Below are 22,229 nucleotides of genomic sequence, written 5' to 3' on the forward strand. Positions count from 1 at the left end.
ACAGATGAAACTCAGCCTGGGACCGGTGCTGTTTTATTGGGATAAGGAACACTTGGGGCGCTTCTACTCGGACATGGCCGGCTTGCCCCTGGACGTGATTTACCTGGGCGAAACCGTGTGTGCCAAGCGCCGCGCGTTTTCCCTGGACCGTTGGTTGGGCCTGGGCCGGGAGCTGCAGACCTGCAGCCCGGCGCAGATCGTGTTGTCGAGCCTGACCTTGATCGAAGCCGCCTCCGAACTGTCGAGCCTGCGTCGCCTGTGTGACAACGGCGAGTGGCTGGTGGAGGCCAACGACATGGGCGCGGTGCAGATGCTGATCGAGCGCAAACTGCCCTTTGTCGGCGGCCCGGCGCTCAACCTCTACAACGGTCACGCCCTGGTGCAACTGCTCGACGCCGGCATGCAGCGCTGGGTGCCGCCGGTGGAGTGCTCCCAGGGCCTGATCGCCGACGTGCTGGAACAGGTGCGCGAATTGGGCCGGCCGTTACCCGAGGTGGAAATCTTCGCCTACGGCCATTTGCCCCTGGCCTACTCGGCGCGTTGCTTCACCGCCCGCGCGGAAAACCGCCCCAAGGACGATTGCCAGTTCTGCTGCATCAACTACCCCGACGGCATGCCACTGACCAGCCAGGAAGGGCAGGCGCTGTTCACCTTGAATGGCATCCAGACCATGTCCGCCGACGTTACCAACCTGCTGGCCGATTACCCCGGCCTGGTGTCCAGCGGTGCCGATCTGTTGCGCCTGAGCCCACGGGCCGAGGGCATGGTCGAGGTGGTGCGTGCCTACGACCAGGTACGCCAGGGCGCTACGCCGCCGCTGTATGTCGAAGGCTGCAACGGCTACTGGCACGGCCAGGCGGGCATGTTGCGGGTTGAGGAGGTGGGCCTGTGCTGAGTCGTAAACCATGGCTGCTCAAGGGTGCCGACCGGTTGTTGCCATTGATCCGCCGTGTGCCGTTTGGCGTACAGCGCCTGGTCTTGCAGCAGGCCCTCAACCGCTGCCTGGCCGAACCCCTGCGCGACGGCGGGTTTGACCTGCTGCGCGGGCGTTGGCTGTGTTTGCGTATTCCTGACCTGGGGTTGTGCTGGTACCTGACCCTGGGGCGGGATGGGTTGCGGATTGCGCAAAAGGCTGAGGCGCAGGTCAGCATCAGTGGTAATTGGCGGGAGTTTCTGTTGCTGGCCAGCCGCCAGGAAGATCCGGATACGCTGTTCTTTCGCCGCCGGTTGGTGATTGAGGGGGATACGGAATTGGGGTTGGGGTTGAAGAATCTGATCGACAGTTTGGACCCGGATGTGTTGCCGCCCTGGTTGTGGCGGAATCTGGAGCGGGCGGGGCGGGCGTCAGCGGGCCATAGCGGGCACTGATCAGCCGGCCTGATAGCCCATCAACTGTTCTTCGCAGAGGATTCGAATGGTGCGCCGCTGCACCTCGATCAACCCGCCTTCCACCAGCCGGTGCAGGATCCTTGAAAAGGTCTCCGGCTGGATCCCCAGCTTCGACGCCACCAGGCGCTTGGGCACTTGCAGCACCACCTCGCCACTCAGCGCATCGCGCTCCTGGAACAGGAAGTTGATCACCCGACGGCTGGCGTTGGCCAGGGTCAGGGTGTCGATGTCCTTGAGGCGCTGATGCAGGTGGATGCTCATGCTGGCCAGGATCGCCAGGCAGATTTTCGGCTGGTCTTCCAGGGCCCGGCGGTAGTGCTGGCCTTCGATGCTGACCAGCACGCTGTCCTTGAGCGCGGTGGCGCTCACCGGATAGGCCTTGGCCTGGGTGAACAGCAGCGCTTCGGCAAAGGTCTGGCCGGGCTGGATGACTTCCACCAGATGTTCCTGGCCTTCACCCGTGACCCGGTGCAGCTTGATCTGGCCGCTGACCAGCAGGAAAAAACGCTCGGCCGCGTCGCCCTGATGCATCAAGGGCGCATGGCCGGGCAGGCGCTTGAGATTGGCCAGGGTGCAGACGTCCTGGAAGGTTTTTTCCGGGAGCTGGCTGAACAGGTGATGGCGACGCAGGGTGAGCACGATGTGGGGATGGGTGAGCATGGTTGGGCCTCCGCAATGGGCTAGCGTAGAGGGCTTGGGGCGGGGTTGATATGCCTCTGTGGGGGTACCTCTTGCGGGGTTTGTGTAAACGATGTCTACGGTTCTACACCCCGATGAGCAAGGGTATCTACACAACTTTTCAGACCCAGACAAATCTCCCTGTGGTGAGCGGGCTTGTCCCGCGCTGGGCTGCGTAGCGGCCCCAAAACCAGTGTCTACAGAGTGTCTGATACACCGCATTCTTCTGGACTGGGGCTGCTACGCAGCCCAGCGCGGGACAAGCCCGCTCACCACAACAGCCCTATCTGCCGCGCGTTCAGCGTTAAACAGCCTCACCCCGCCTGCCGCAAATGCTCCATCGCCCAGACCGCCGCTTCCACCCGCGACCGCAACCCCAGCTTATGCAGCAAATTCTTCACATGCACCTTCACCGTGCCCTCGGTAATCCCCAGCTTATGCCCGATCACCTTGTTGCTGTGCCCACTGGCAATAGTCCTCAGCACCTGGCGTTCGCGCTCGGTCAATTCCACTGCCCCATGGGGCTGCGGCGAGCGCAGGGCCTGGGCCAGGACGCGGGTCAGGCCGGGGCTGATGACCAATGCGCCATGCAACGCGTCACGGATGTACTGGATCAACAACTCCGGCTCCATGTCCTTGAGCAGATAGCCATTGGCATCCAGGCGCAACGCATCACGAATATCGTCTTCAGCGTCGGACACGGTAAACAGCAACACCTTGCCGCCATAGTTCATGGCGCGCAGGCGGCGCAGGGTTTCGAGGCCGTTCATGTGCGGCATGTTGTTGTCCAGCAGCACCAGGTCCGGTTGCAGGGTGTCGATCTGGTCCAGGGCTTCCTGGCCGTTGCCGGCTTCGCCGACCACTTGCAGGTCGTCTTCCAGTTCAAGCATCTGGCGCATGCCGTGGCGCATCATCGGGTGATCGTCGACCAGCAGGATACGGTGGCGGGTGAGGGTGTTCATGAGGCGGTGCCTTGTAGGGAGTGGCCGAGAAATTCCGGTTGGAAACGCAATTGCACGCGGGTGCCCTGGGGCTCGCGGGGGCTGATGTCGAGGCGGCCATGCAGGCTGCGGGCGCGCTCGTCCATGATGGTCAGGCCGTGGTGTTCGCGGGTGTCGACCTCACCGCAGAAGCCCCGGCCGTCGTCCTCGATGCTCAGGCTCACGGTCTCGCCTTCCTGGCGCAGTTGCAGCCAGGCGTTTTGCGCATGGGCATGGCGCAGGCAATTGGACAGGGCCTCGCGGGTGACCTGCAACAAGTGGATCTGTTCGCTGGCCGACAGTTGGAAGGCCAGGGCGTCCACATGCAGGTGCACCTGGAACTCGCCACGCCGCGAGAACTCTTCGGCGGTCTCCTGCAGTTCCTGCACCAGCCCGGCATCGTGGATTTGCAGGCGGAAGGTGGTGAGCAATTCGCGCAGTTGGCGGTAGGCGTTGTTCAGGCCATCGCGCAGTTCGGCGGTGACGGTGGCCAGGGTTTCCACCGGTTCGCCACGGCGGATCAGGGTTTGCATGCGGCTGACTTGCAGCTTCATGTACGACAGCGCCTGGGCCAGGGAATCGTGCAGTTCGCGGGCGATGATGGTGCGTTCGTCGAGTAGCAGCAGGCGGTGGTCCTGTTCACGCTGGCGCTTGAGCGACAGCGAGGTGCCGATCAGGTTGGCCAGGGCCTGGATCAGTTGTTTTTCCCAATCCTGGGGGGGATGGCCATCGTCGAAGTGGGCCTTGAGTTCGCCCAGTTCCGAGCCCTGGTTGCTGATGCTGAATACCTGGGGGAGCGCCACTTTGTGTTTTTGGCACGTTGCGCAATCACCGATGGCGCAGACGTTGCGGCTATCCCCTCCATTCAGGGAGAGCATCTGCTGGGCCGGCGCCAGGAAGTGCCCTTGCAGGCACAGCGACAGGCGCAACCCCGGCAGGCGTTTCTGGAAGCGCCGGATCAGTTCATCCAGGCCCTCGGCGTTCGCCAGGCGCGTGGCCAGGCTGCGGCTGCTCTGGTAAAGCAGCTCCAGGGCGGCGTTGGCTTGTTGCAGGTTGAGGGTTTTCTGCCGGACCTGGCTCTCCAGGGTGCGGTGGGAGTGTTCAATGGTCTCGGCCATGGCGTTGAAGCTCAGGGCGAGTTGCCCCAACTCGTCTTCGGAGCGGTGATTGACCCGGGTCTTGAAGTCACCATCACGAAAGCGCCGGGTCGCGTGCACCAGTTCTTCCAGGGGGTTGACCACGCCGTACTGCAATTCGTACAGGCCGATCAGCAGGATGATCAGCGTGCTGAACAGTGCCAGGCCCTGGATGCCTTGCTGCCAGCCCTGTTTCTGTTCGCTGTGTTGTTGCAGGAGGCTGACGAATTGGTTCAGTTGCTCGACGAACCCCGGCGCGCTGGCCTGGAACAGCACCGCGTCGCCACGGGCCAGCGCCGGGCGCAGATCGGTGTCCCAGCGCTGCTGGATCTGTTGGTAGCTCTGCAGCAGGGCGCTGCGCGGGCCGTCTTCGAGCACCGCCTTGAGCGATTGGCTGTCGAGGCGTCCTTGCAGGCTGTGGGTGATGGCGTCGATCTCGTCGGCAGGGGCCCCGGCGGCGAGTTTCCAGCTGAGGTGGTAGGTCTCCATGCGCACCGAGCCGGCGGTGTTGATGGCGGCCGCGTCGCCCTGGCTGAACCAGGCGATCAAGCCGGCGCTCAAGGAGCTGGCAAGGGCGAGAATGGCGATCAGGATTACCGCCAGGCCGGCGCGAGCGGGCAGGGAGCTGCGCAGCCAGTTAAACATGGCGGCGTGATCGAAGGGGGTTGAGAGCCTGCATGGCGGCACCTGCAAAGGGAAAAGGGCTGAAAAACCGCAATCCCTGGCGCACTACCTCTAAAGAGTTGCCGGCCAACCCTCCCACGGGAAAACGCCGGCACAAGAGACCAATCCATTGATAAATAAAGACTTTCTCTTGTTGTTAGGACTACCTCCTTAGAGGTATGTGGGGCCAGCATAGCCCCATACCCCCCAGGCGGACGTTGACCTGGGTCAAGTTCCACGGGGGTGTCGCCCCTAACCTGCGCCCATGGAATCACTTTCTGGAGCGCATACCGTGACTCAACCCCGTATGAGACAAGGCCTGGTGCTGGGCATGAGCACACTCGCCTTCACCGTCTGCTTTATGGTGTGGATGATGTTCGCCGTGTTGGGCGTGCCCATCAAAGAGCTGTTGCAACTCAACGAAACCCAGTTCGGCCTGTTGGCCGCCACGCCGGTGTTGACCGGCTCCCTGGTACGCCTGCCCCTGGGCCTGCTGACTGACCGCTTCGGCGGGCGCATCGTGTTCTTCCTGTTGATGCTCGCCTGTGTGCTGCCGCTGTACCTGATCACCTACGCCACCGCCTATTGGCAGTTCCTGGTGCTGGGCCTGTTCGTCGGCCTGGCCGGCGGTTCGTTTTCGGTGGGCATCGCCTACGTGGCCAAGTGGTTCGACAAAGACAACCAGGGCTTTGCCATGGGCGTGTTCGGCGCCGGCAACGCGGGCGCCGCCGTCACCAAGTTTCTGGCCCCGGCGCTGATCGCCCTCGGCACCTGGCACCTGGTGCCCAAGGTGTTCGGCGCGATCCTGTTTATCACCGCGCTGCTGTTCTGGTTCCTCACCAGCGAAAACAAGGCCCACCGCAGTGCTGGCGGCGCCAGCCTGCGCCAGCAGTTGCTGTGCCTGAAAGACCCGGCCGTGTGGCGCTACTGCCAGTACTACTCGATTGTGTTCGGCGGCTACGTGGCCCTGGCGCTGTGGATGACCAAATACTACGTGCAGGAATACGGCTTCAGCCTGCAAAGCGCCGCGCTGCTGGCCGCGTGTTTCTCCCTGCCCGGCGGCGTGCTGCGTGCGGTGGGCGGCTGGATGTCCGACCGCTGGGGTGCCCAGAGCGTGACCTGGTGGGTGCTGTGGGTGAGCTGGATCTGCCTGTTCCTGCTCAGCTACCCGCAGACCCAATTGCAGGTGCAGACCGTCAACGGTCCCCTGGATTTCCACATCGGCCTCAACGCCACCCTGTTCACCGTGCTGTTGTTTGTGATGGGCATCGCCTTCGCGTTCGGCAAGGCCTCGGTGTTCAAGTACATCGCCAATGACTACCCACAGAACATGGGCGCGGTGTCCGGCATCGTCGGCCTGGCCGGTGGCCTGGGCGGCTTTGTGCTGCCGATCCTGTTTGGCGCCCTGGTGGACCTCACCGGCGTGCGCTCGTCCTGCTTCATGTTGATGTACGGCGTGGTCTGGGTGTCCCTGACCTGGATGTACTTCAGCGAAATGCGCAAGCAACCGCTGTTGGGCAAAACCGCCCAACCTCTCCAAGGAGAATGAACATGTCCATCGCGCAAAAGCCCGGCTCGGGGCCGGTGATCCACGACTGGCGCCCTGAAGACCCGGCGTTCTGGGGCGCCAGCGGCAAGAAGACCGCGACCCGCAACCTGTGGATCTCGATTCCCGCGCTGTTGCTGGCCTTCGCCGTGTGGATGGTGTGGAGCACGGTGATCGTGCGCCTGAACGCCATCGGCTTTACGTTCACCACCGACCAGCTGTTCTGGCTGGCGGCGTTGCCGGGCCTGTCCGGTGCCACCTTGCGGGTGTTCTACTCGTTCATGGTGCCGATCTTCGGCGGCCGCCGCTGGACCGCCCTGAGCACCGCGTCGCTGCTGCTGCCGTCGCTGTGGATGGGCTTTGCGGTGCAAGACCCCAACACCCCCTACAGCGTGTTTGTACTGATCGCGCTGCTGTGCGGTTTCGGCGGCGGCAACTTCGCCTCGAGCATGTCCAACATCAGCTTCTTCTACCCCAAGTCGCAGCAAGGCACGGCCCTGGGCCTGAACGCCGGCCTCGGCAACCTGGGGGTGTCGGTGATGCAGTTCTGCGTGCCGCTGGTGATCACGTTCGGCGTGTTCGGCCTGGTGGGCGGTCAACCGCAGGCCTTGGCGGATGGCAGTCAACTCTGGCTGCAGAACGCCGGTTTCATCTGGGTGCCGTTTATCCTCACCGTCACCGTGGCGGCCTGGTTCGGCATGAATGACCTGTCCAGCGCCCGCGCTTCGTTCAGCGAGCAGGCGGTGATCTTCAAGCGCAAGCACAACTGGCTGATGTGCTGGTTGTACCTGGCCACCTTCGGCTCATTCATCGGCTTTTCGGCGGCGTTCCCGCTGCTGATCAAGACCTCGTTCCCCGATGTGGTGGCGCTGAAATTCGCCTTCCTCGGCCCGCTGGTCGGTGCCCTGGTACGCCCACTCGGCGGCTGGCTGGCGGACAAGCTGGGCGGCGCACGGGTGACCTTGTGGAACTTCGTGCTGATGATCGTGATGGTGTTCGGCGTGCTGCACTTTTTGCCGGTGAACGGGCAGGGCGGCAGCTTCTACGGTTTCCTCGGCATGTTCATGCTGCTGTTCATCACCACCGGCGTCGGCAATGGCTCCACCTTCCGCATGATCCCGGTGATCTTTCGCACCCAGCACGAGAAGGCCAGTGCCGGTAAATCCGCCGCCGAGCGCGAGCAGGCGATCAAGGATGCCGGCAAGGAATCCGCCGCCGTGCTGGGCTTCAGCTCGGCCATGGGTGCCTTCGGTGCGTTCTTCATTCCCAAGTCCTTCGGCACATCCATGGCCGCCACCGGCAGCCCGGCGATGGCCTTCTACATGTTTGTCGGTTTCTACCTGAGCTGCATTGTCGTGACCTGGTGGTGGTACGCCCGCAAAGGCTGCGCCACACCCTGCTGATCGACCACGAATTCGCGGGGCAACGCACCCCACGGCACGCCTGATGAGGAAAGCATCATGAGTCACTTACTGGATCAACTGCGGTTCTTCAACCGCAAGCAAAACGAATTCTCCGACGGTCACGGCGAGACCCGTAAGGAGTCCCGCGACTGGGAGAACGTCTACCGCTCGCGCTGGCAGTACGACAAGATCGTGCGCTCCACCCACGGCGTTAACTGCACCGGCTCGTGCTCGTGGAAGATCTACGTGAAGAACGGCCTGATCACCTGGGAAACCCAGCAGACCGACTACCCGCGCACCCGCAACGACCTGCCCAACCATGAGCCACGCGGCTGCCCACGGGGTGCCAGCTACAGCTGGTACATCTACAGCGCCAACCGCCTCAAGTACCCGAAGATCCGCAAGCCGCTGCTCAAGCTGTGGCGTGACGCGCGCCAGACCCTGTCGCCGGTGGAGGCGTGGGCGAGCATCGTCGAGGACAAGGTCAAGGCCGACTCGTACAAGAGCAAGCGCGGCATGGGCGGTTTCATTCGCTCGAACTGGGAGGAGGTCAACGAGATCATCGCCGCCTCCAACGTCTACACCATCAAGCAATACGGCCCGGACCGCATCGTCGGCTTCTCGCCGATCCCGGCCATGTCCATGGTCAGCTACGCGGCGGGTTCGCGTTACCTGTCGCTGATCGGCGGCGTGTGCCTGAGCTTCTACGATTGGTACTGCGACCTGCCACCGGCCTCGCCGATGGTGTGGGGCGAGCAGACCGACGTGCCCGAATCGGCCGACTGGTACAACTCCAACTACATCATCGCCTGGGGTTCCAACGTCCCGCAGACCCGCACCCCGGACGCGCACTTCTTCACCGAGGTGCGCTACAAGGGCACCAAGACCGTGGCCATCACCCCGGACTATTCGGAAGTGGCCAAGCTCACCGACCTGTGGCTCAACCCCAAGCAGGGCACCGACGCCGCGTTGGCCCAGGCCTTCAACCATGTGATCTTCAAGGAATTTCACCTGGATAAACCGAGCGCCTACTTCACCGACTACGCCAAGCGCTTTACCGACTTGCCGGTGCTGGTGATGCTCAAGCCGATGACCGGGTTCGCCCCTGGCGCCGGCTTCCAGCCTGACCGCTTCCTGCGCGCCTCGGACCTCACCGGCAACCTCGGCCAGGACAACAACCCGGAATGGAAAACCATCGCCCTCGACGAGAGCGGTGAACTGGTGTCGCCACAAGGCTCCATTGGCTACCGCTGGGGCGAGAAGGGCAAGTGGAACATCCTCGCGAAGGAGGGCGGTGAAGGCCGCCCCATCGACCTCAAGCTCAGCCTGATCGGTGACGACGTCGCCGAAGTGGCCTTCCCGTATTTTGCCGGCGAAGCCCACGAGCACTTCCAGCACGTGGCTGGCGATGCCGTGCAGTTCCGCCGCGTGCCGGTGCACAGCGTGACCCTGGCCGACGGCAGCGTGGCCAAAGTGGCGACGGTGTTCGACTTGTCCGCCGCCAACCTGGCCATCGACCGTGGCCTGGGCGGCCAGAACGTGGCCAAGGACTACGACGACGCCAGCGTGCCGGGCACCCCGGCGTGGCAGGAAGCGATCACCGGCGTCAGCCGCGAGAAAGCCATCCAGATCGCCCGTGAGTTCGCCGACAACGCCGACAAGACCAAGGGCCGTTCGATGATCATCGTCGGCGCGGCGATGAACCACTGGTACCACATGGACATGAACTACCGCGGGCTGATCAATATGCTCATGCTCTGCGGTTGCGTCGGCCAGACCGGCGGCGGTTGGGCCCACTACGTCGGCCAGGAAAAACTGCGCCCGCAATGCGGCTGGCTGCCCCTGGCCTTCGGCCTCGACTGGAACCGCCCGCCACGCCAGATGAACGGCACCAGCTTCTTTTACGGGCACAGCTCGCAATGGCGCCACGAGAAGATGAGCATGCACGACGTGCTCTCGCCCCTGGCCGACAAATCGCAGTTCCCGGAACACGCCCTGGACTACAACATCCGCGCCGAACGCGCCGGCTGGTTGCCGAGTGCGCCACAGCTCAACACCAACCCGCTGCACATCTGCCGTGATGCGGCTGCCGCCGGCATGACGCCGAAAGACTACGTGGTCAAGTCCTGGCAGGACGGCAGCCTGCGCTTCGCCTGCGAACAGCCGGACAGCCCGGTGAACTTCCCGCGCAACATGTTTATCTGGCGCTCCAACCTGCTCGGTTCCTCGGGCAAGGGCCATGAGTACATGCTCAAGTACCTGTTGGGCACCAAGAACGGCGTGATGAACGAAGACATCGGCCACAGCACCGAATGCAAGCCCACCGAGGCCGAATGGGTCGAGGACGGCGCCATCGGCAAGCTCGACCTGGTGACCACCCTGGACTTCCGCATGTCCTCCACCTGCGTGTATTCCGACATCGTCTTGCCGACCGCCACCTGGTACGAAAAAGACGACATGAACACCTCGGACATGCACCCGTTCATCCACCCGTTGTCGGCGGCCATCGACCCGGCGTGGGAGTCGCGCTCCGACTGGGAAATCTACAAGGGCATCGCCAAGGCGTTCTCGGCCATGTCGGTCGGCCACCTGGGCGTGGAGCAAGACCTGGTCACCGTCCCGTTGATGCACGACAGCGTCGGCGAACTGGCCCAGCCGTTTGGCGGCACCGACTGGAAAAGCGCCGGTGTGACGCCGGTTCCTGGCAAGAACGCGCCGAACATGGCGGTGGTGGAGCGGGACTACCCGAACATCTACAAGCAGTTCTCGTCCCTGGGTCCGATGCTGGAAAAACTCGGCAACGGCGGCAAGGGCATCAACTGGAACACCGATGAAGAAGTCGAGTTCCTCGGCGAGCTGAACCATCACGAAAGCGCTGCGGGCATCAGCCACGGCCGGCCGAAAATCGACACGGCCATCGACGCCGCCGAAGTGATCCTGTCCCTGGCCCCGGAAACCAACGGCAAGGTCGCCTTGAAAGCCTGGGCCGCGCTGTCGGAATTCACCGGCATCGACCACAGCCACCTGGCGATCTCCAAGGCCCACGAAGCGATTCGCTTCCGCGACATCCAGGCGCAGCCGCGCAAGATCATCTCCAGTCCGACCTGGTCAGGCCTGGAAGACGAGCACGTGAGCTACAACGCCGGCTACACCAACGTGCATGAAAACATCCCATGGCGCACCATCACCGGCCGCCAGCAGTTCTACCAGGATCACCCGTGGATGCAGGCGTTCGGCGAGCAGTTGATGAGCTACCGGCCACCGGTCAACACCCGCACCATCGAAGGCGTGAAGGGCAAGCGCAGCAATGGCGAGACCGAGATTGTGCTGAACTGGATCACCCCGCACCAGAAGTGGGGCATCCACAGCACCTACAGCGACAACCTGCTGATGCTCACCCTGAGCCGTGGCGGACCGATCGTGTGGCTCTCGGAAATCGACGCCAAGCGTGCCGGCATCGAAGACAACGACTGGATCGAATGCTTCAACGTCAACGGTGCATTGACCGCCCGTGCGGTGGTCAGCCAGCGCGTCAAGGAAGGCATGGTGATGATGTACCACGCCCAGGAACGCATCGTGAACGTGCCGGGTTCGGAAACCACCAAGACCCGTGGCGGCCACCACAATTCGGTAACCCGCGTGGTGCTCAAGCCGACCCACATGATCGGCGGCTATGCCCAGCAGGCCTACGGTTTCAACTACTACGGCACGGTCGGTTGCAACCGCGATGAGTTTGTCGTGGTGCGCAAGATGGCCAAGGTCGACTGGCTCGATGGCTCCAGCGGCGATGACTTGCCGCGCCCATTGCCGACTGACATCGAGGAGAACTGAGATGAAAATTCGCTCACAGATCGGCATGGTCCTCAACCTGGACAAATGCATCGGCTGCCACACCTGTTCGATCACCTGCAAGAACGTGTGGACCAGCCGTGAAGGCATGGAATACGCCTGGTTCAACAACGTCGAGTCCAAGCCCGGCATCGGCTACCCCAAAGAGTGGGAAAACCAGGACAAGTGGAAGGGCGGCTGGGTGCGCAACGCCAACGGCTCGATCAACCCACGCATCGGCGGCAAGTTCCGCGTGTTGGCGAACATCTTCGCCAACCCCGACCTGCCGAGCCTGGACGACTACTACGAGCCGTTCGACTTCGACTATCAGCACTTGCACACCGCGCCATTGGGCGAGCACCAGCCGACCGCACGCCCGCGTTCGCTGGTGTCCGGCAAGCGCATGGAAAAGATCGAGTGGGGCCCGAACTGGGAGGAAATCCTCGGCACCGAGTTCGCCAAGCGCCGCAAGGACAAGAACTTCGACCAGATCCAGGCCGACATTTATGGTGAGTACGAAAATACCTTCATGATGTACCTGCCGCGTCTGTGCGAGCACTGCCTCAACCCGGCGTGTGCGGCATCCTGCCCGAGCGGTGCGATCTACAAGCGGGAAGAAGACGGCATCGTGCTGATCGACCAGGAGAAATGCCGGGGCTGGCGCATGTGCATCAGCGGCTGCCCGTACAAGAAAATCTACTTCAACTGGAAGAGCGGCAAGTCCGAGAAGTGCATCTTCTGCTACCCGCGTATCGAAGCCGGTATGCCGACCGTGTGCGCCGAAACCTGCGTGGGTCGGATTCGCTACCTCGGTGTGCTGCTGTACGACGCCGACCGCATCAGCGAAGTGGCCAGCACCGCCAACGAGCAGGACCTGTACGAGAAGCAACTGGAAATTTTCCTCGACCCGAATGACCCGGCGGTGATTCGCCAGGCCCTGGCCGATGGCGTGCCGCAGTCGGTGATCGACTCGGCCCAGCGTTCGCCGGTGTACAAAATGGCCGTCGACTGGAAGTTGGCACTGCCGCTGCACCCGGAATACCGCACCTTGCCGATGGTCTGGTACGTGCCGCCGCTGTCACCGATCCAGAACGCCGCCGCGGCCGGCACCGTGGGCATGAACGGGGTGATCCCGGATGTGGACAGCCTGCGCATCCCCCTGCGCTACCTGGCCAACATGCTCACCGCCGGCGATGAAAAACCGGTCAAGCGTGCACTCAAGCGCTTGTTGGCGATGCGCGCCTACAAACGCTCCCAGCAAGTCGATGGCGTACAGGACCTGCAAGTGCTCGAAGACGTCGGCCTGAGCGTGGAGCAGGTGGAAGAGATGTACCGCTACCTGGCCATCGCCAACTACGAAGACCGCTTCGTGGTACCGAGCGCCCACCGTGAAGACGCCATGAGCGACGCGTTCGCCGAACGCTCCGGGTGTGGTTTCAGCTTCGGCAGCGGTTGCAGCGGCAGCTCCGACACCAACATGTTCGGCGCCAAGAAAGCCAACCGCCGTGACGTGCTGAAAACCGTCCAGATCTGGGAGGACTGAGCCATGCGCATTCTTAAAGTGATTTCGTTGCTGCTGGACTACCCCACTGAAACCTTGGTGAACGGTCGCGACGAACTGGAACAGGCGATTCTCGAATCCCGGGAAATCAGCCCCAAGCAGCGCGGTGCGTTGTTCGAGCTGCTGGAACTGATCTGCGCCAATGACCTGATGGACGGCCAGGAACACTACGGCGCGCTGTTTGGCCGGGGCCGTTCGCTGTCGCTGTTGTTGTTCGAACACGTGCACGGCGAGTCCCGCGACCGTGGCCAGGCCATGGTCGACATGATGGCCCAGTACGAAGAAGCCGGGTTTGCCATCGGCGTCAAGGAGCTGCCGGACTACATCCCGTTGTACCTGGAGTTCCTGTCCACCCGCGAAGACATCGAGGCCCGCGAGGGCCTGGCGGATGTGGCGCACCTGCTGGCCTTGCTCGCTGCGCGTCTGGACGAGCGTGAGAGCGGCTATGCCAGTTGCTTCCGTGCGTTGTTGCAGATTGCCGGCGCCGAGCCGCACCAGGCCGTGGCCGAACTGCGTGCCCAGGTCGCCGCCGAACCGCGGGACGACTCCCTCGAAGCCCTGGACAAAATCTGGGAAGAGGAGGCGGTGGACTTTATGCAGGCTGAGCAACAGGACCGCTGCGGCTCGATGCCAAGCGCCCCCGGCAAGGCCCGCGAAGAAAGCGCGGTGCCGTTGCATTGGGTGGATTTTCAGCAAGAAGGCCGGGCCGCAGCGCCCGCCGGGGAGGTGGGTAATGTCTAAGTGGAATTTGCTGGTATTCGGGGTGTACCCCTATGTGGCCCTGGCGATCTGCCTGTTGGGCAGTTGGGCGCGGTTCGACCTGTCGCAGTACACCTGGAAGGCCGGTTCCAGCCAGATGCTCAACAACCGGGGCATGCGCGTGGCGAGCAACTTTTTCCACATCGGCGTGCTGTTCGTGCTGGCCGGGCATTTTGTCGGCCTGCTGACCCCGGCGTCGGTCTACCACCATGTGATCAGCACTGAGAACAAGCAGTTGCTGGCGATGGTCTCCGGTGGCTTTTTCGGCCTGCTGTGCCTGGTGGGCTTGCTGATGCTGGTCAAGCGTCGCCTGGGCGATCCGCGCGTGCGGGCGACCTCGAGCCCGTCGGACATCCTGATCCTCTTGGTGCTGCTCGCGCAGTTGCTGCTGGGCCTGCTGACCATCGTCGCCTCCACCGGGCATATGGACGGCTCGGTGATGGTGATGCTCGCCGACTGGGCGCAGAACGTGGTGCTGTTGCGGCCGGTGGAAGCGGCCGAGTCGATTGCGCCGGTGTCGCTGATCTACAAGGCCCACGTGGCGCTGGGCTTGACCCTGTTTGTGCTGTTCCCGTTTACCCGCCTGGTGCACATGGTCAGCGCGCCGATCTGGTACCTGGGGCGTCGTTATCAAATCGTGCGGCAGAAGTATTGAGGAGAACGTCATGACTACAGGATGCGGATGTGGTGGCGGTAACGGCGGCAGCGGTGGTTGCGGCTCGTCGGCCAAGGAACCGGTGATGGCCGAGGCTGTGGCCCAGGCCTCTTTCGAGGAGATCAAGGCGCCGGAATTGATCGCCAGCAGTGAACAGGAATGGCCGATCATCAGCGTCAACGGCGTGGCGGTCACGCCCGAGGCCATGGCCCTGGAGTTGCAATACCACCCGGCCGCCAGCCGCGAGGAAGCGGTGTACCTGGCCGCCCGCGCGCTGGTGATCCGCGAGCTGTTGCAACAGCGGATCGCCGAGCTGGGCCTGGCGGTGGAAATCGCCGCCGGCGAGAACGAAGAAGAAGCCGCCACGCGCCTGCTGCTGGAGCGTGAGGTGACGGTGCCCGACTGCGACGAAGCCACCTGCGTGCGCTACTTCGAGAACAACCGTGGGCGCTTTCACAGCGCGCCGTTGCTGGCGGTGCGGCATATCCTGCTCGAGTGCGCGCCGGACGACGCCGAGGCGCGCCACCTGGCGCACACCCAGGCCGAAGTCCTGCTGCTGACGCTGGAAGAACATCCGGGCCAGTTTGCCGAACTGGCGCTCAAGTACTCGGCCTGCCCGTCCAAAGCACAGGGTGGTTCGCTGGGCCAGGTGAGCAAAGGCCAGACCGTGCCGGAGTTGGAGCGCCAGTTGTTCACCCTGGCCCCGGGCCTGGCCGCCAAGCCGCTGGAGAGCCGTTATGGCTGGCACGTGATCAGCGTCGACCAGCGTATCGAAGGCCAGCCGTTGCCGTATGAAGCGGTAGCCGTCGCGATTCGCACCCAGTTGCAGCAAGGGGTGTGGCAGAAGGCATTGGTGCAGTACCTGCAAACCCTGATCGGCGCAGCGGACATCCTCGGCATCGCGCTGCAGGGTGCCGACTCACCGTTGGTGCAGTGACATGAGCCTGGTGGATGGGGTGGGCCGTTCGATCGATTACCTGCGCTTGTCGGTGACCGACCGTTGCGATTTTCGTTGTGTGTACTGCATGGCGAAAAACATGACATTCCTGCCGCGCCAGCAGGTGTTGACCCTGGAAGAACTGCAACGCCTGGCCGCGCTGTTCGTGGGGCAGGGCGTGCGCAAGATCCGCCTCACCGGGGGCGAGCCGCTGATTCGCCCGGGCATTGTCGGGCTGTGCCGCAACATCGCGGCACTGCCGGGCTTGCGTGAACTGGTGATGACCAGCAATGGCTCGCAGTTGGCGCGACTGGCGCGGCCGTTGGTGGAGGCGGGGGTCAAGCGCATGAACATCAGCCTCGACAGCCTGGATGCGCAGCGCTTTCGTGGGATCACTCGCAACGGTGATCTGCGCCAGGTGCTGGACGGTATCGAGGCCGCGCGGGATGCGGGGTTCGAGCGGGTCAAGCTCAACTGCGTGGTAATGAAGGGGCGCAACTTTGACGAGGTCCCGGCGTTGGTGCGGTACGCCATCGACCAGGGGATCGACATCAGTTTTATCGAGGAAATGCCCCTGGGGGACGTGGGGCGATCGCGGGGGGAGACGTTCTGCTCCAGCGATGAAGTACGGGCGGTGATTGCCCGTGAGCATGGGCTGATCGATAGCACCGAGAACAGCGGCGGGCCGGCGCGGTATGTGCGATTGGCGGGGCATCCTGGGACGCGGGTGGGGTTTATTTCGCCTAATTCCCATAATTTCTGTGGCAGTTGTAATCGGGTACGGATGACGGTGGAAGGGCAGTTGCTGTTGTGCCTGGGGCAGGAGGATGCGCTGGATTTTCGCGCGTTGTTACGGCGCTATCCGTTGGAGGATGGGCCGTTGGTCGAGGCGTTGCACAGGGGGTTGAAGGGCAAGCCGTTGCGGCATGATTTCAGTGGGGCGGGGGAGGTGCAGGTGGTGCGGTTTATGAATATGAGTGGGGGGTGAGGGGGGTGAGGGGTGTGTGGGGTGGTGTGGTATTGAGTACATATCCGTTTCTTCGGTAACGGCTACTTAGGGTTCCGCTCTTACAGCGGGTCACTTTTGGAGGGACCCAAAAGTAACCAAAAGGTCCTCGCCCCAACACTCGGCACCTCGCCTAGGCTCGGTGTGCCCTCACTCCGGCTTTGGAGCGTGGGCCGCCGCGATGGGCCATCCATGGCCCAGCGCGGCTAACCCGGCGTCCTGCCGGGTTACCCACGCTCCAAAGCCTGCGTTCGGCCAGCGTGTTTGACGGGGCGATTTTAGATCAAGAGCCAAAGCGCGGCGGCCTTAGAGCCGACCGGAGTCGGGTCTGGTGTACTGGGTTAAAAATGTGGGAGGGGCGGTGCGACGATTCGACTTGCCCCCGATGAGGGTGGGTCAGTGATACTTGGGTTGACTGACTCACCGCTATCGGGGGCAAGCCCCCTCCCACATTTGGATCTCCATCCAGCAGGTAGACCTCAGCCTGCTTTTGCTCTGCTTTTGCTCTGGCTTTTGATCTTGATCCTAGGCGCCCCGTCAAACACGCTGGCCGAACGCAGGCTTGAATCCGTGGGTAACCCGGCAGGACGCCGGGTTAGCCGTCCTGGGCCAAGGATGGCCCATGACGGCGGCCCACGGATTCAAGCCGGAGTGAGGGCATGCCGAGCCTAGGCGAGGCACCGAGTGTTGGGGCAAGAGCCCTTTGGTTACTTTGGGCTGGGCCGGCATTCCGGCTCTTTTCCAAAGTGACCCGCTGTAAGAGCGGAACCATAGGCCGCCGTTACCTAAATAACGGATATGTACCCAATCAAAAAAGCTTGACCCCGATCAAGGGAAGCAAAACCCAGTCTCCGTAATATCACTGCATGTTGTGTTTTAAGTTGTTATTTGATCTATATGTAGTGCCTGGAGCCCGGAAAATGCAAAACACGCTCACCCCGCTGGTCAGCACCCGCCTACACAAACGCGACGGCAGCCTGGTCCCCTTCAACGCCGAAAAAATCCACCACGCCCTGACCGCCGCCGGTACCGCTACCGGCGAGTACCAGGAGGCCGACGTCGACCTGTTACTGGGCGCTGTCCTGGCCCGCCTGAGGGGCATCGAACGCCTGGACGTCGAACAAATCCAGGACAGCGTCGAACGCGTGCTGATGGACGCCGGCTACTTCCTCTCCATGCGCGCCTATATCGTCTACCGCGAACAACACGGCCGCCTGCGTCGCGACCGCAAGACCCTGGTGGAAGTCGCCACCTCGATGAACGAATACCTCGACCGCGAAGACTGGCGCGTGCAAGCCAATGCCAACCAGGGCTACTCCCTGGGGGGGCTGGTGTTGAACGTGTCGGGCAAGGTCACCGCCAATTACTGGCTCGACGAGGTCTACAGCCAGCAGATTGGCCGCGCGCACCGTGAGGCGGATTTGCATATCCATGACCTCGACATGCTCGCCGGGTATTGCGCCGGCTGGTCGCTGCGTTCGCTGCTGCACGAAGGCCTCAATGGCGTGCCGGGCCGTGTCGAAGCGGGGCCGCCCAAGCACTTGAGCAGCGCCCTGGGGCAGATGGTCAACTTCCTCGGCACCCTGCAAAACGAATGGGCCGGCGCCCAGGCGTTCAGCTCGTTCGATACCTACCTGGCGCCCTATGTGCGCAAGGACCAACTGAGTTACGCCGAGGTGCGCCAGGCGGTGCAGGAGTTCATCTACAACCTCAACGTGCCGTCGCGCTGGGGCACTCAGACGCCGTTTACCAACCTGACCTTCGACTGGGTGTGCCCGGAGGATCTGCGCGAGCAGGTGCCGGTGATCGGTGGTGAGGAAATGCCGTTTGCCTATGGCGACCTGCAAGCGGAAATGGAGCTGATCAACCGCGCCTACATCGAAGTGATGCAGGCCGGCGATGCCAAGGGCCGGGTCTTCACCTTCCCGATTCCCACCTACAACATCACCCACGATTTCCCCTGGGACAGCGAGAACGCCGACCGCCTGTTCGAGATGACCGCGCGCTACGGCCTGCCGTATTTCCAGAACTTCCTCAATTCCGATATGCAACCCAACCAGGTGCGCTCGATGTGCTGCCGCCTGCAATTGGACGTGCGCGAGCTGCTCAAGCGCGGCGGTGGGTTGTTCGGTTCGGCGGAGCAGACCGGTAGCCTGGGCGTGGTGACGATCAACTGCGCGCGCCTCGGCTACCTGTTCAAGGGCGACACCTCGGGCCTGTTGCAACGCCTGGACAGCCTGATGGACATGGCCATGGAAAGCCTGGAGGTCAAGCGCAAGGTGATCCAGCACCATATGGACGCCGGTTTGTACCCGTACACCAAGCGTTACCTCGGCACCTTGCGCAATCACTTCTCCACCATCGGCCTCAACGGCATGCACGAGATGCTGCGCAATTTCACCGGCGACGAGCAGGGCATGCACACCGAGGAAGGCCGCGCATTTGCCCTCAAGCTGCTCGACCATGTGCGCGCTACGTTGCTGCGCTTCCAGGAAGACACCGGCCACCTCTACAACCTCGAAGCCACCCCGGCGGAAGGCACCACCTACCGCTTCGCCAAGGAAGACCGCAAGCGCTACCCGGACATCCTGCAGGCCGGCAGCGACGTCGCGCCGTACTACACCAACTCCTCGCAACTGCCGGTGGGCTTTACCCAAGACCCCTTCGAAGCCCTGGAGCTGCAAGACGAACTGCAATGCAAGTACACCGGCGGCACCGTGTTGCACCTGTACATGGCCGAGCAGATTTCCTCGACCCAGGCCTGCAAGCAACTGGTGCGCAAGGCGTTGGGGCGTTTCCGTTTGCCGTACCTGACGATCACCCCGACGTTCTCGATCTGCCCGGTGCACGGTTACCTCGCCGGTGAGCATGAGTTCTGTCCCAAGTGCGATGAAGTGCTGGCACTGGCCGCTGCGCACTGAACCGATCTTCCAACCCGCAAGGAGATTCACATGCAAGCATCCCAGCCACAACGTCAGCGCTGCGAAGTCTGGACCCGGGTGATGGGCTATCACCGGCCCGTGTCGGCGTTCAATCCCGGCAAACAATCCGAGCACAAGGAACGGGTGCATTTCACTGAAACGGCCGCCGTGGCCGGGCGCCAATGAGTCGAGCGCTACGGGTCGGGGGCCTGGTGCCCCTGACCACCCTCGACTACCCCGGCATGCTCGCCTGTGTGCTGTTTTGCCAGGGCTGTGCCTGGCGCTGTCGTTACTGCCACAACCCGGACCTGATCCCGCCGCGCGGTAGCACGGAGGTGGATTGGCGCCGGGTGTTGCTGTTTTTGCAGCGGCGCAAGGACTTGCTCGACGCCGTGGTGTTCAGCGGTGGCGAGCCGACCTTGCAGGAAGGCTTGCCGGCGGCCATGGATGAAGTGCGGGCGATGGGGTTTCGCGTCGGCCTGCACAGCGCCGGGATCAAGCCGGCAGGGTTTGCCAATGCGTTGCGGCATGCCGATTGGGTCGGCTTTGACGTCAAGGCGCTGGCCGAGGATTGCCAGTTGATTACCCAGGTCAAGCACAGCGGCGCCGCCAACTGGCGCAGCCTCGACACCCTGTTGGCCAGCGGCGTCGAGTACGAGTGCCGCACCACGGTGCATTGGCATTTGATCGACCCCCCTCGGTTGCTGTTGCTGGCCCAGCGTTTGCAAGCCAACGGCGTGCAACGCTTTGCGGTGCAAATGGTGCGCACGGCCAGCATGCTCGATGCGCAATTGTCGAGTTCTCCGGCACAGGCTGCCTTGCCGGAGTTATGGAGCCGATTGCGCGAGTTGTTTCCTGCTTTTGTATTGCGAGGGTGATCGGCGCCCTCAAGCGGATTTTTATAGATGCTGCCCATGACGGGCAGGTTTTCATCAGGGACTATCACAATGAAGCAATTAACCACGGCACAACGCATTGTCGTCGGCTTCGCGATTGCGCCGCTGGCGCTGGTCGGCTTGGTGTTTTACGCCCTTCACGACCTGGCGACCCTCAAGCAGCAGTCCGAGCAGATCGTGCAGCAGGACTGGCCACGGATCGCGCCGATCATGGTGATAGCCACCGGTGTGCGCGATAACGGGCGCAACACCCGCGACCTGCTGATCGACCAGGATAACCAGCAGGCCCAGGCCTCCATCGGCACCACGCGCGAACGCATCACCCAGGCGTTCGCCACCCTTGAGCCGCTGCTCGACACCGCCGAAGGCAAGGCCGCCTATGCCACCTTGAAAACCCACCGTGAAACCTACGTGGCGGCCTTCACCCAGGTGCAGGCGCTGATCAGGCAGGGTGCCCGCGAGCAAGGCCTGGCCCAGCTCAAGCAACAGGTGATCCCGGCCGAGCTGGAGGTGTTCAAGAGCCTGGATGCGTTGATGGCCATGCAGGGGCGGTTGTTCGCCGAGCGTCAGCAGGCGGCGCAAACCCTGTATGACGAGGCGCGAGGCACCATGCTCGGGCTGTTCCTGTTGTGCCTGGCCCTGGTGGCGGCGGCGGCGGTGATCGTCACGCGCAGCGTCACCCGCCCGCTGGGCGGCGAGCCGGATGAGGTGGCGCGGGTGTTGAGTCATATCGCCGAGGGCGACCTGACCCTCGAGGTGCCGTTGGGCAACAGTATCGACGGCAGTGTGATGCGCAACCTGCACCAGATGCAGCAGAACCTTAACCAGATGGTCCGCCATATCGCCGCGTCGGTGGACGGCGTGGCCAGCTCGTCGGAAGAGTTGAGCGCGGTCAGCGGCCAGACCAGCAGCAGCCTGCAGTTGCAGGGCCAGGAAATCGAACAGGCCGCCACGGCGGTGAATGAAATGACCGCCGCCGTCGACGAAGTGGCACGCAATGCCGTGAGCACCAGCGAAGCTTCGCGCCTGTCGGAGCAGACCGCCCAGCGTGGACAGGCGCAGGTGCAGGAAACCGTGGCGTCGATCAATACCTTGGCCACCGGCGTGGTGGAAACCTCGGAGCGTATCCAGCAACTGGCCGGCCGCGTGCAAGACATCAGCAGCGTGCTCGAAGTGATCCGCAGCATTGCCGACCAGACCAACCTGCTGGCGTTGAACGCGGCCATCGAAGCGGCCCGCGCCGGGGAAGCCGGGCGCGGGTTTGCGGTGGTCGCCGATGAAGTGCGCGCGTTGGCCCATCGTACCCAGGTCTCGACCCAGGAGATCGAGCAGATGATCGGCAATATCCGCCAGGACACCGAACACGCCGTGGCCGCCATGCACAGCAGCAGCGAGCGGGTACAGGCGACCTTGAACGTGGCGCAACGCTCGGGAGAGGCGCTGGACGAGATCACCCGGTCGATCTCGCAGATCAACGAACGCAATATGATGATTGCCAGCGCCACCGAAGAACAGGCGCTGGTGGCGCGGGAAGTGGATCGCAACCTGGTGGGCATTCGCAACCTGTCCCAGCAGGTGTTGCAGGGCGCGATACATACCGAGACGGCAGGCCATGACCTGGCCGGAATGGCGGGGACGCTGCATCAGACGGTGGCGCGGTTCAAGGTGTAACTTCGGCTGGTGCGGTCAAAACTGTGGGAGGGGGCTTGTTTCCGTGGCGGCCTTCGGGTCGACCATGTCGTTGGATTTGATTGAGTACATATCCATTGCTGCGGTCACGGCCACTTAGGGTTCCGCTCTTACAGCGGGTCACTTTTGGAAGAGCGCCAAAAGTAACCAAAAACGCTTCGCCCCAACACTCGGCACCTCGC

The 22,229-nt window shown here is 63.1% G+C and carries 15 protein-coding genes and 1 pseudogene; 13 read left to right on the forward strand and 3 right to left on the reverse strand.

What is annotated here, in order from left to right; translation table 11 throughout:
* Window positions 1-4: 4 nt before the first annotated feature.
* Window positions 5-895 (forward strand): U32 family peptidase, encoded by an 891-nt coding sequence (locus tag PspCFBP13509_RS14615; RefSeq protein ID WP_092490173.1) that lies wholly within the window; start codon window positions 5-7, stop codon window positions 893-895.
* Window positions 889-1,368 (forward strand): ubiquinone anaerobic biosynthesis accessory factor UbiT, encoded by a 480-nt coding sequence (ubiT, locus tag PspCFBP13509_RS14620; protein ID WP_065924647.1) that lies wholly within the window; start codon window positions 889-891, stop codon window positions 1,366-1,368. The genes PspCFBP13509_RS14615 and ubiT overlap by 7 nt, the downstream gene beginning before the upstream one ends.
* Here ubiT and PspCFBP13509_RS14625 read toward each other — a convergent pair whose 3' ends face one another.
* The 3 genes from PspCFBP13509_RS14625 to PspCFBP13509_RS14635 form a co-directional block, all read right to left on the reverse strand.
* Window positions 1,369-2,049 (reverse strand): Crp/Fnr family transcriptional regulator, encoded by a 681-nt coding sequence (locus tag PspCFBP13509_RS14625; RefSeq protein WP_065924648.1) that lies wholly within the window; start codon window positions 2,047-2,049, stop codon window positions 1,369-1,371.
* A gap of 332 nt (window positions 2,050-2,381) precedes the next feature.
* Entirely contained in the window at window positions 2,382-3,029 is a 648-nt protein-coding gene (gene narL, locus PspCFBP13509_RS14630) for a two-component system response regulator NarL (RefSeq protein WP_065924649.1), read from the reverse strand.
* Complete coding sequence (locus PspCFBP13509_RS14635; protein ID WP_065924650.1) at window positions 3,026-4,828, reverse strand: HAMP domain-containing protein; 1,803 nt, start codon at window positions 4,826-4,828, stop codon at window positions 3,026-3,028. Before PspCFBP13509_RS14635 ends, narL begins: the two co-directional genes overlap by 4 nt.
* A gap of 310 nt (window positions 4,829-5,138) precedes the next feature.
* Between PspCFBP13509_RS14635 and PspCFBP13509_RS14640 the strand changes: the two genes are divergently transcribed.
* The 11 genes and pseudogenes from PspCFBP13509_RS14640 (at window position 5,139) to PspCFBP13509_RS14705 (ending at window position 22,029) form a co-directional block, all read left to right on the forward strand.
* The gene (locus PspCFBP13509_RS14640) at window positions 5,139-6,395 is read left to right on the forward strand and encodes an MFS transporter (RefSeq protein WP_092490178.1); all 1,257 of its coding nucleotides are present in this window, start codon (window positions 5,139-5,141) and stop codon (window positions 6,393-6,395) included.
* A gap of 2 nt (window positions 6,396-6,397) precedes the next feature.
* On the forward strand, window positions 6,398-7,795 hold the full coding sequence (locus PspCFBP13509_RS14645; RefSeq protein ID WP_137212231.1) for a NarK family nitrate/nitrite MFS transporter: 1,398 nt from the start codon (window positions 6,398-6,400) through the stop codon (window positions 7,793-7,795).
* Between the two features lie 57 nt (window positions 7,796-7,852).
* Entirely contained in the window at window positions 7,853-11,626 is a 3,774-nt protein-coding gene (locus tag PspCFBP13509_RS14650; protein ID WP_137212232.1) for a nitrate reductase subunit alpha, read from the forward strand.
* Between the two features lies 1 nt (window position 11,627).
* Window positions 11,628-13,166 carry a nitrate reductase subunit beta gene (gene narH, locus PspCFBP13509_RS14655; protein WP_027607174.1) on the forward strand — a complete coding sequence of 513 codons (1,539 nt, stop codon included), beginning with the start codon at window positions 11,628-11,630 and terminating at the stop codon, window positions 13,164-13,166.
* A gap of 3 nt (window positions 13,167-13,169) precedes the next feature.
* Window positions 13,170-13,925: a nitrate reductase molybdenum cofactor assembly chaperone gene (narJ, locus tag PspCFBP13509_RS14660; RefSeq protein ID WP_065948143.1), complete on the forward strand. Its 756-nt coding sequence runs from the start codon at window positions 13,170-13,172 to the stop codon at window positions 13,923-13,925.
* Window positions 13,918-14,598 carry a respiratory nitrate reductase subunit gamma gene (gene narI, locus PspCFBP13509_RS14665; RefSeq protein WP_065948144.1) on the forward strand — a complete coding sequence of 227 codons (681 nt, stop codon included), beginning with the start codon at window positions 13,918-13,920 and terminating at the stop codon, window positions 14,596-14,598. Before narJ ends, narI begins: the two co-directional genes overlap by 8 nt.
* Before the next feature lie 10 nt (window positions 14,599-14,608).
* Window positions 14,609-15,535, forward strand: coding sequence for a peptidylprolyl isomerase (locus PspCFBP13509_RS14670; RefSeq protein ID WP_137212233.1), 927 nt, complete (start codon window positions 14,609-14,611; stop codon window positions 15,533-15,535).
* Between the two features lies 1 nt (window position 15,536).
* Window positions 15,537-16,523: a GTP 3',8-cyclase MoaA gene (gene moaA, locus PspCFBP13509_RS14675; protein ID WP_065924657.1), complete on the forward strand. Its 987-nt coding sequence runs from the start codon at window positions 15,537-15,539 to the stop codon at window positions 16,521-16,523.
* A 938-nt stretch (window positions 16,524-17,461) separates the two neighbouring features.
* Window positions 17,462-19,645: pseudogene (locus PspCFBP13509_RS14690) on the forward strand (ribonucleoside triphosphate reductase); the annotation flags it as partial.
* Window positions 19,645-20,340, forward strand: a complete 696-nt coding sequence (locus PspCFBP13509_RS14700) for an anaerobic ribonucleoside-triphosphate reductase activating protein (protein WP_065927214.1) — start codon at window positions 19,645-19,647, stop codon at window positions 20,338-20,340. The pseudogene PspCFBP13509_RS14690 and the gene PspCFBP13509_RS14700, both read left to right, overlap by 1 nt.
* Window positions 20,341-20,409: 69 nt before the next feature.
* Entirely contained in the window at window positions 20,410-22,029 is a 1,620-nt protein-coding gene (locus PspCFBP13509_RS14705) for a methyl-accepting chemotaxis protein (RefSeq protein ID WP_137212234.1), read from the forward strand.
* Window positions 22,030-22,229: the final 200 nt, after the last annotated feature.

The sequence above is a fragment of the Pseudomonas sp. CFBP13509 genome (assembly GCF_005233485.1).
GTDB lineage: Bacteria > Pseudomonadota > Gammaproteobacteria > Pseudomonadales > Pseudomonadaceae > Aquipseudomonas > Aquipseudomonas marginalis.

Bases quoted from the DNA above. Each gene is read 5' to 3' on its own strand.
- PspCFBP13509_RS14615 (WP_092490173.1), top strand. From the start codon at position 5: ATGAAACTCAGCCTGGGACCGGTGCTGTTTTATTGGGATAAGGAACAC.
- PspCFBP13509_RS14625 (WP_065924648.1), bottom strand. From the start codon at position 2,049: ATGCTCACCCATCCCCACATCGTGCTCACCCTGCGTCGCCATCACCTG.
- narL (WP_065924649.1), bottom strand. From the start codon at position 3,029: ATGAACACCCTCACCCGCCACCGTATCCTGCTGGTCGACGATCACCCG.
- PspCFBP13509_RS14635 (WP_065924650.1), bottom strand. From the start codon at position 4,828: ATGTTTAACTGGCTGCGCAGCTCCCTGCCCGCTCGCGCCGGCCTGGCG.
- PspCFBP13509_RS14645 (WP_137212231.1), top strand. From the start codon at position 6,398: ATGTCCATCGCGCAAAAGCCCGGCTCGGGGCCGGTGATCCACGACTGG.
- PspCFBP13509_RS14650 (WP_137212232.1), top strand. From the start codon at position 7,853: ATGAGTCACTTACTGGATCAACTGCGGTTCTTCAACCGCAAGCAAAAC.
- narH (WP_027607174.1), top strand. From the start codon at position 11,628: ATGAAAATTCGCTCACAGATCGGCATGGTCCTCAACCTGGACAAATGC.
- narJ (WP_065948143.1), top strand. From the start codon at position 13,170: ATGCGCATTCTTAAAGTGATTTCGTTGCTGCTGGACTACCCCACTGAA.
- narI (WP_065948144.1), top strand. From the start codon at position 13,918: ATGTCTAAGTGGAATTTGCTGGTATTCGGGGTGTACCCCTATGTGGCC.
- PspCFBP13509_RS14670 (WP_137212233.1), top strand. From the start codon at position 14,609: ATGACTACAGGATGCGGATGTGGTGGCGGTAACGGCGGCAGCGGTGGT.
- moaA (WP_065924657.1), top strand. From the start codon at position 15,537: ATGAGCCTGGTGGATGGGGTGGGCCGTTCGATCGATTACCTGCGCTTG.
- PspCFBP13509_RS14700 (WP_065927214.1), top strand. From the start codon at position 19,645: ATGAGTCGAGCGCTACGGGTCGGGGGCCTGGTGCCCCTGACCACCCTC.
- PspCFBP13509_RS14705 (WP_137212234.1), top strand. From the start codon at position 20,410: ATGAAGCAATTAACCACGGCACAACGCATTGTCGTCGGCTTCGCGATT.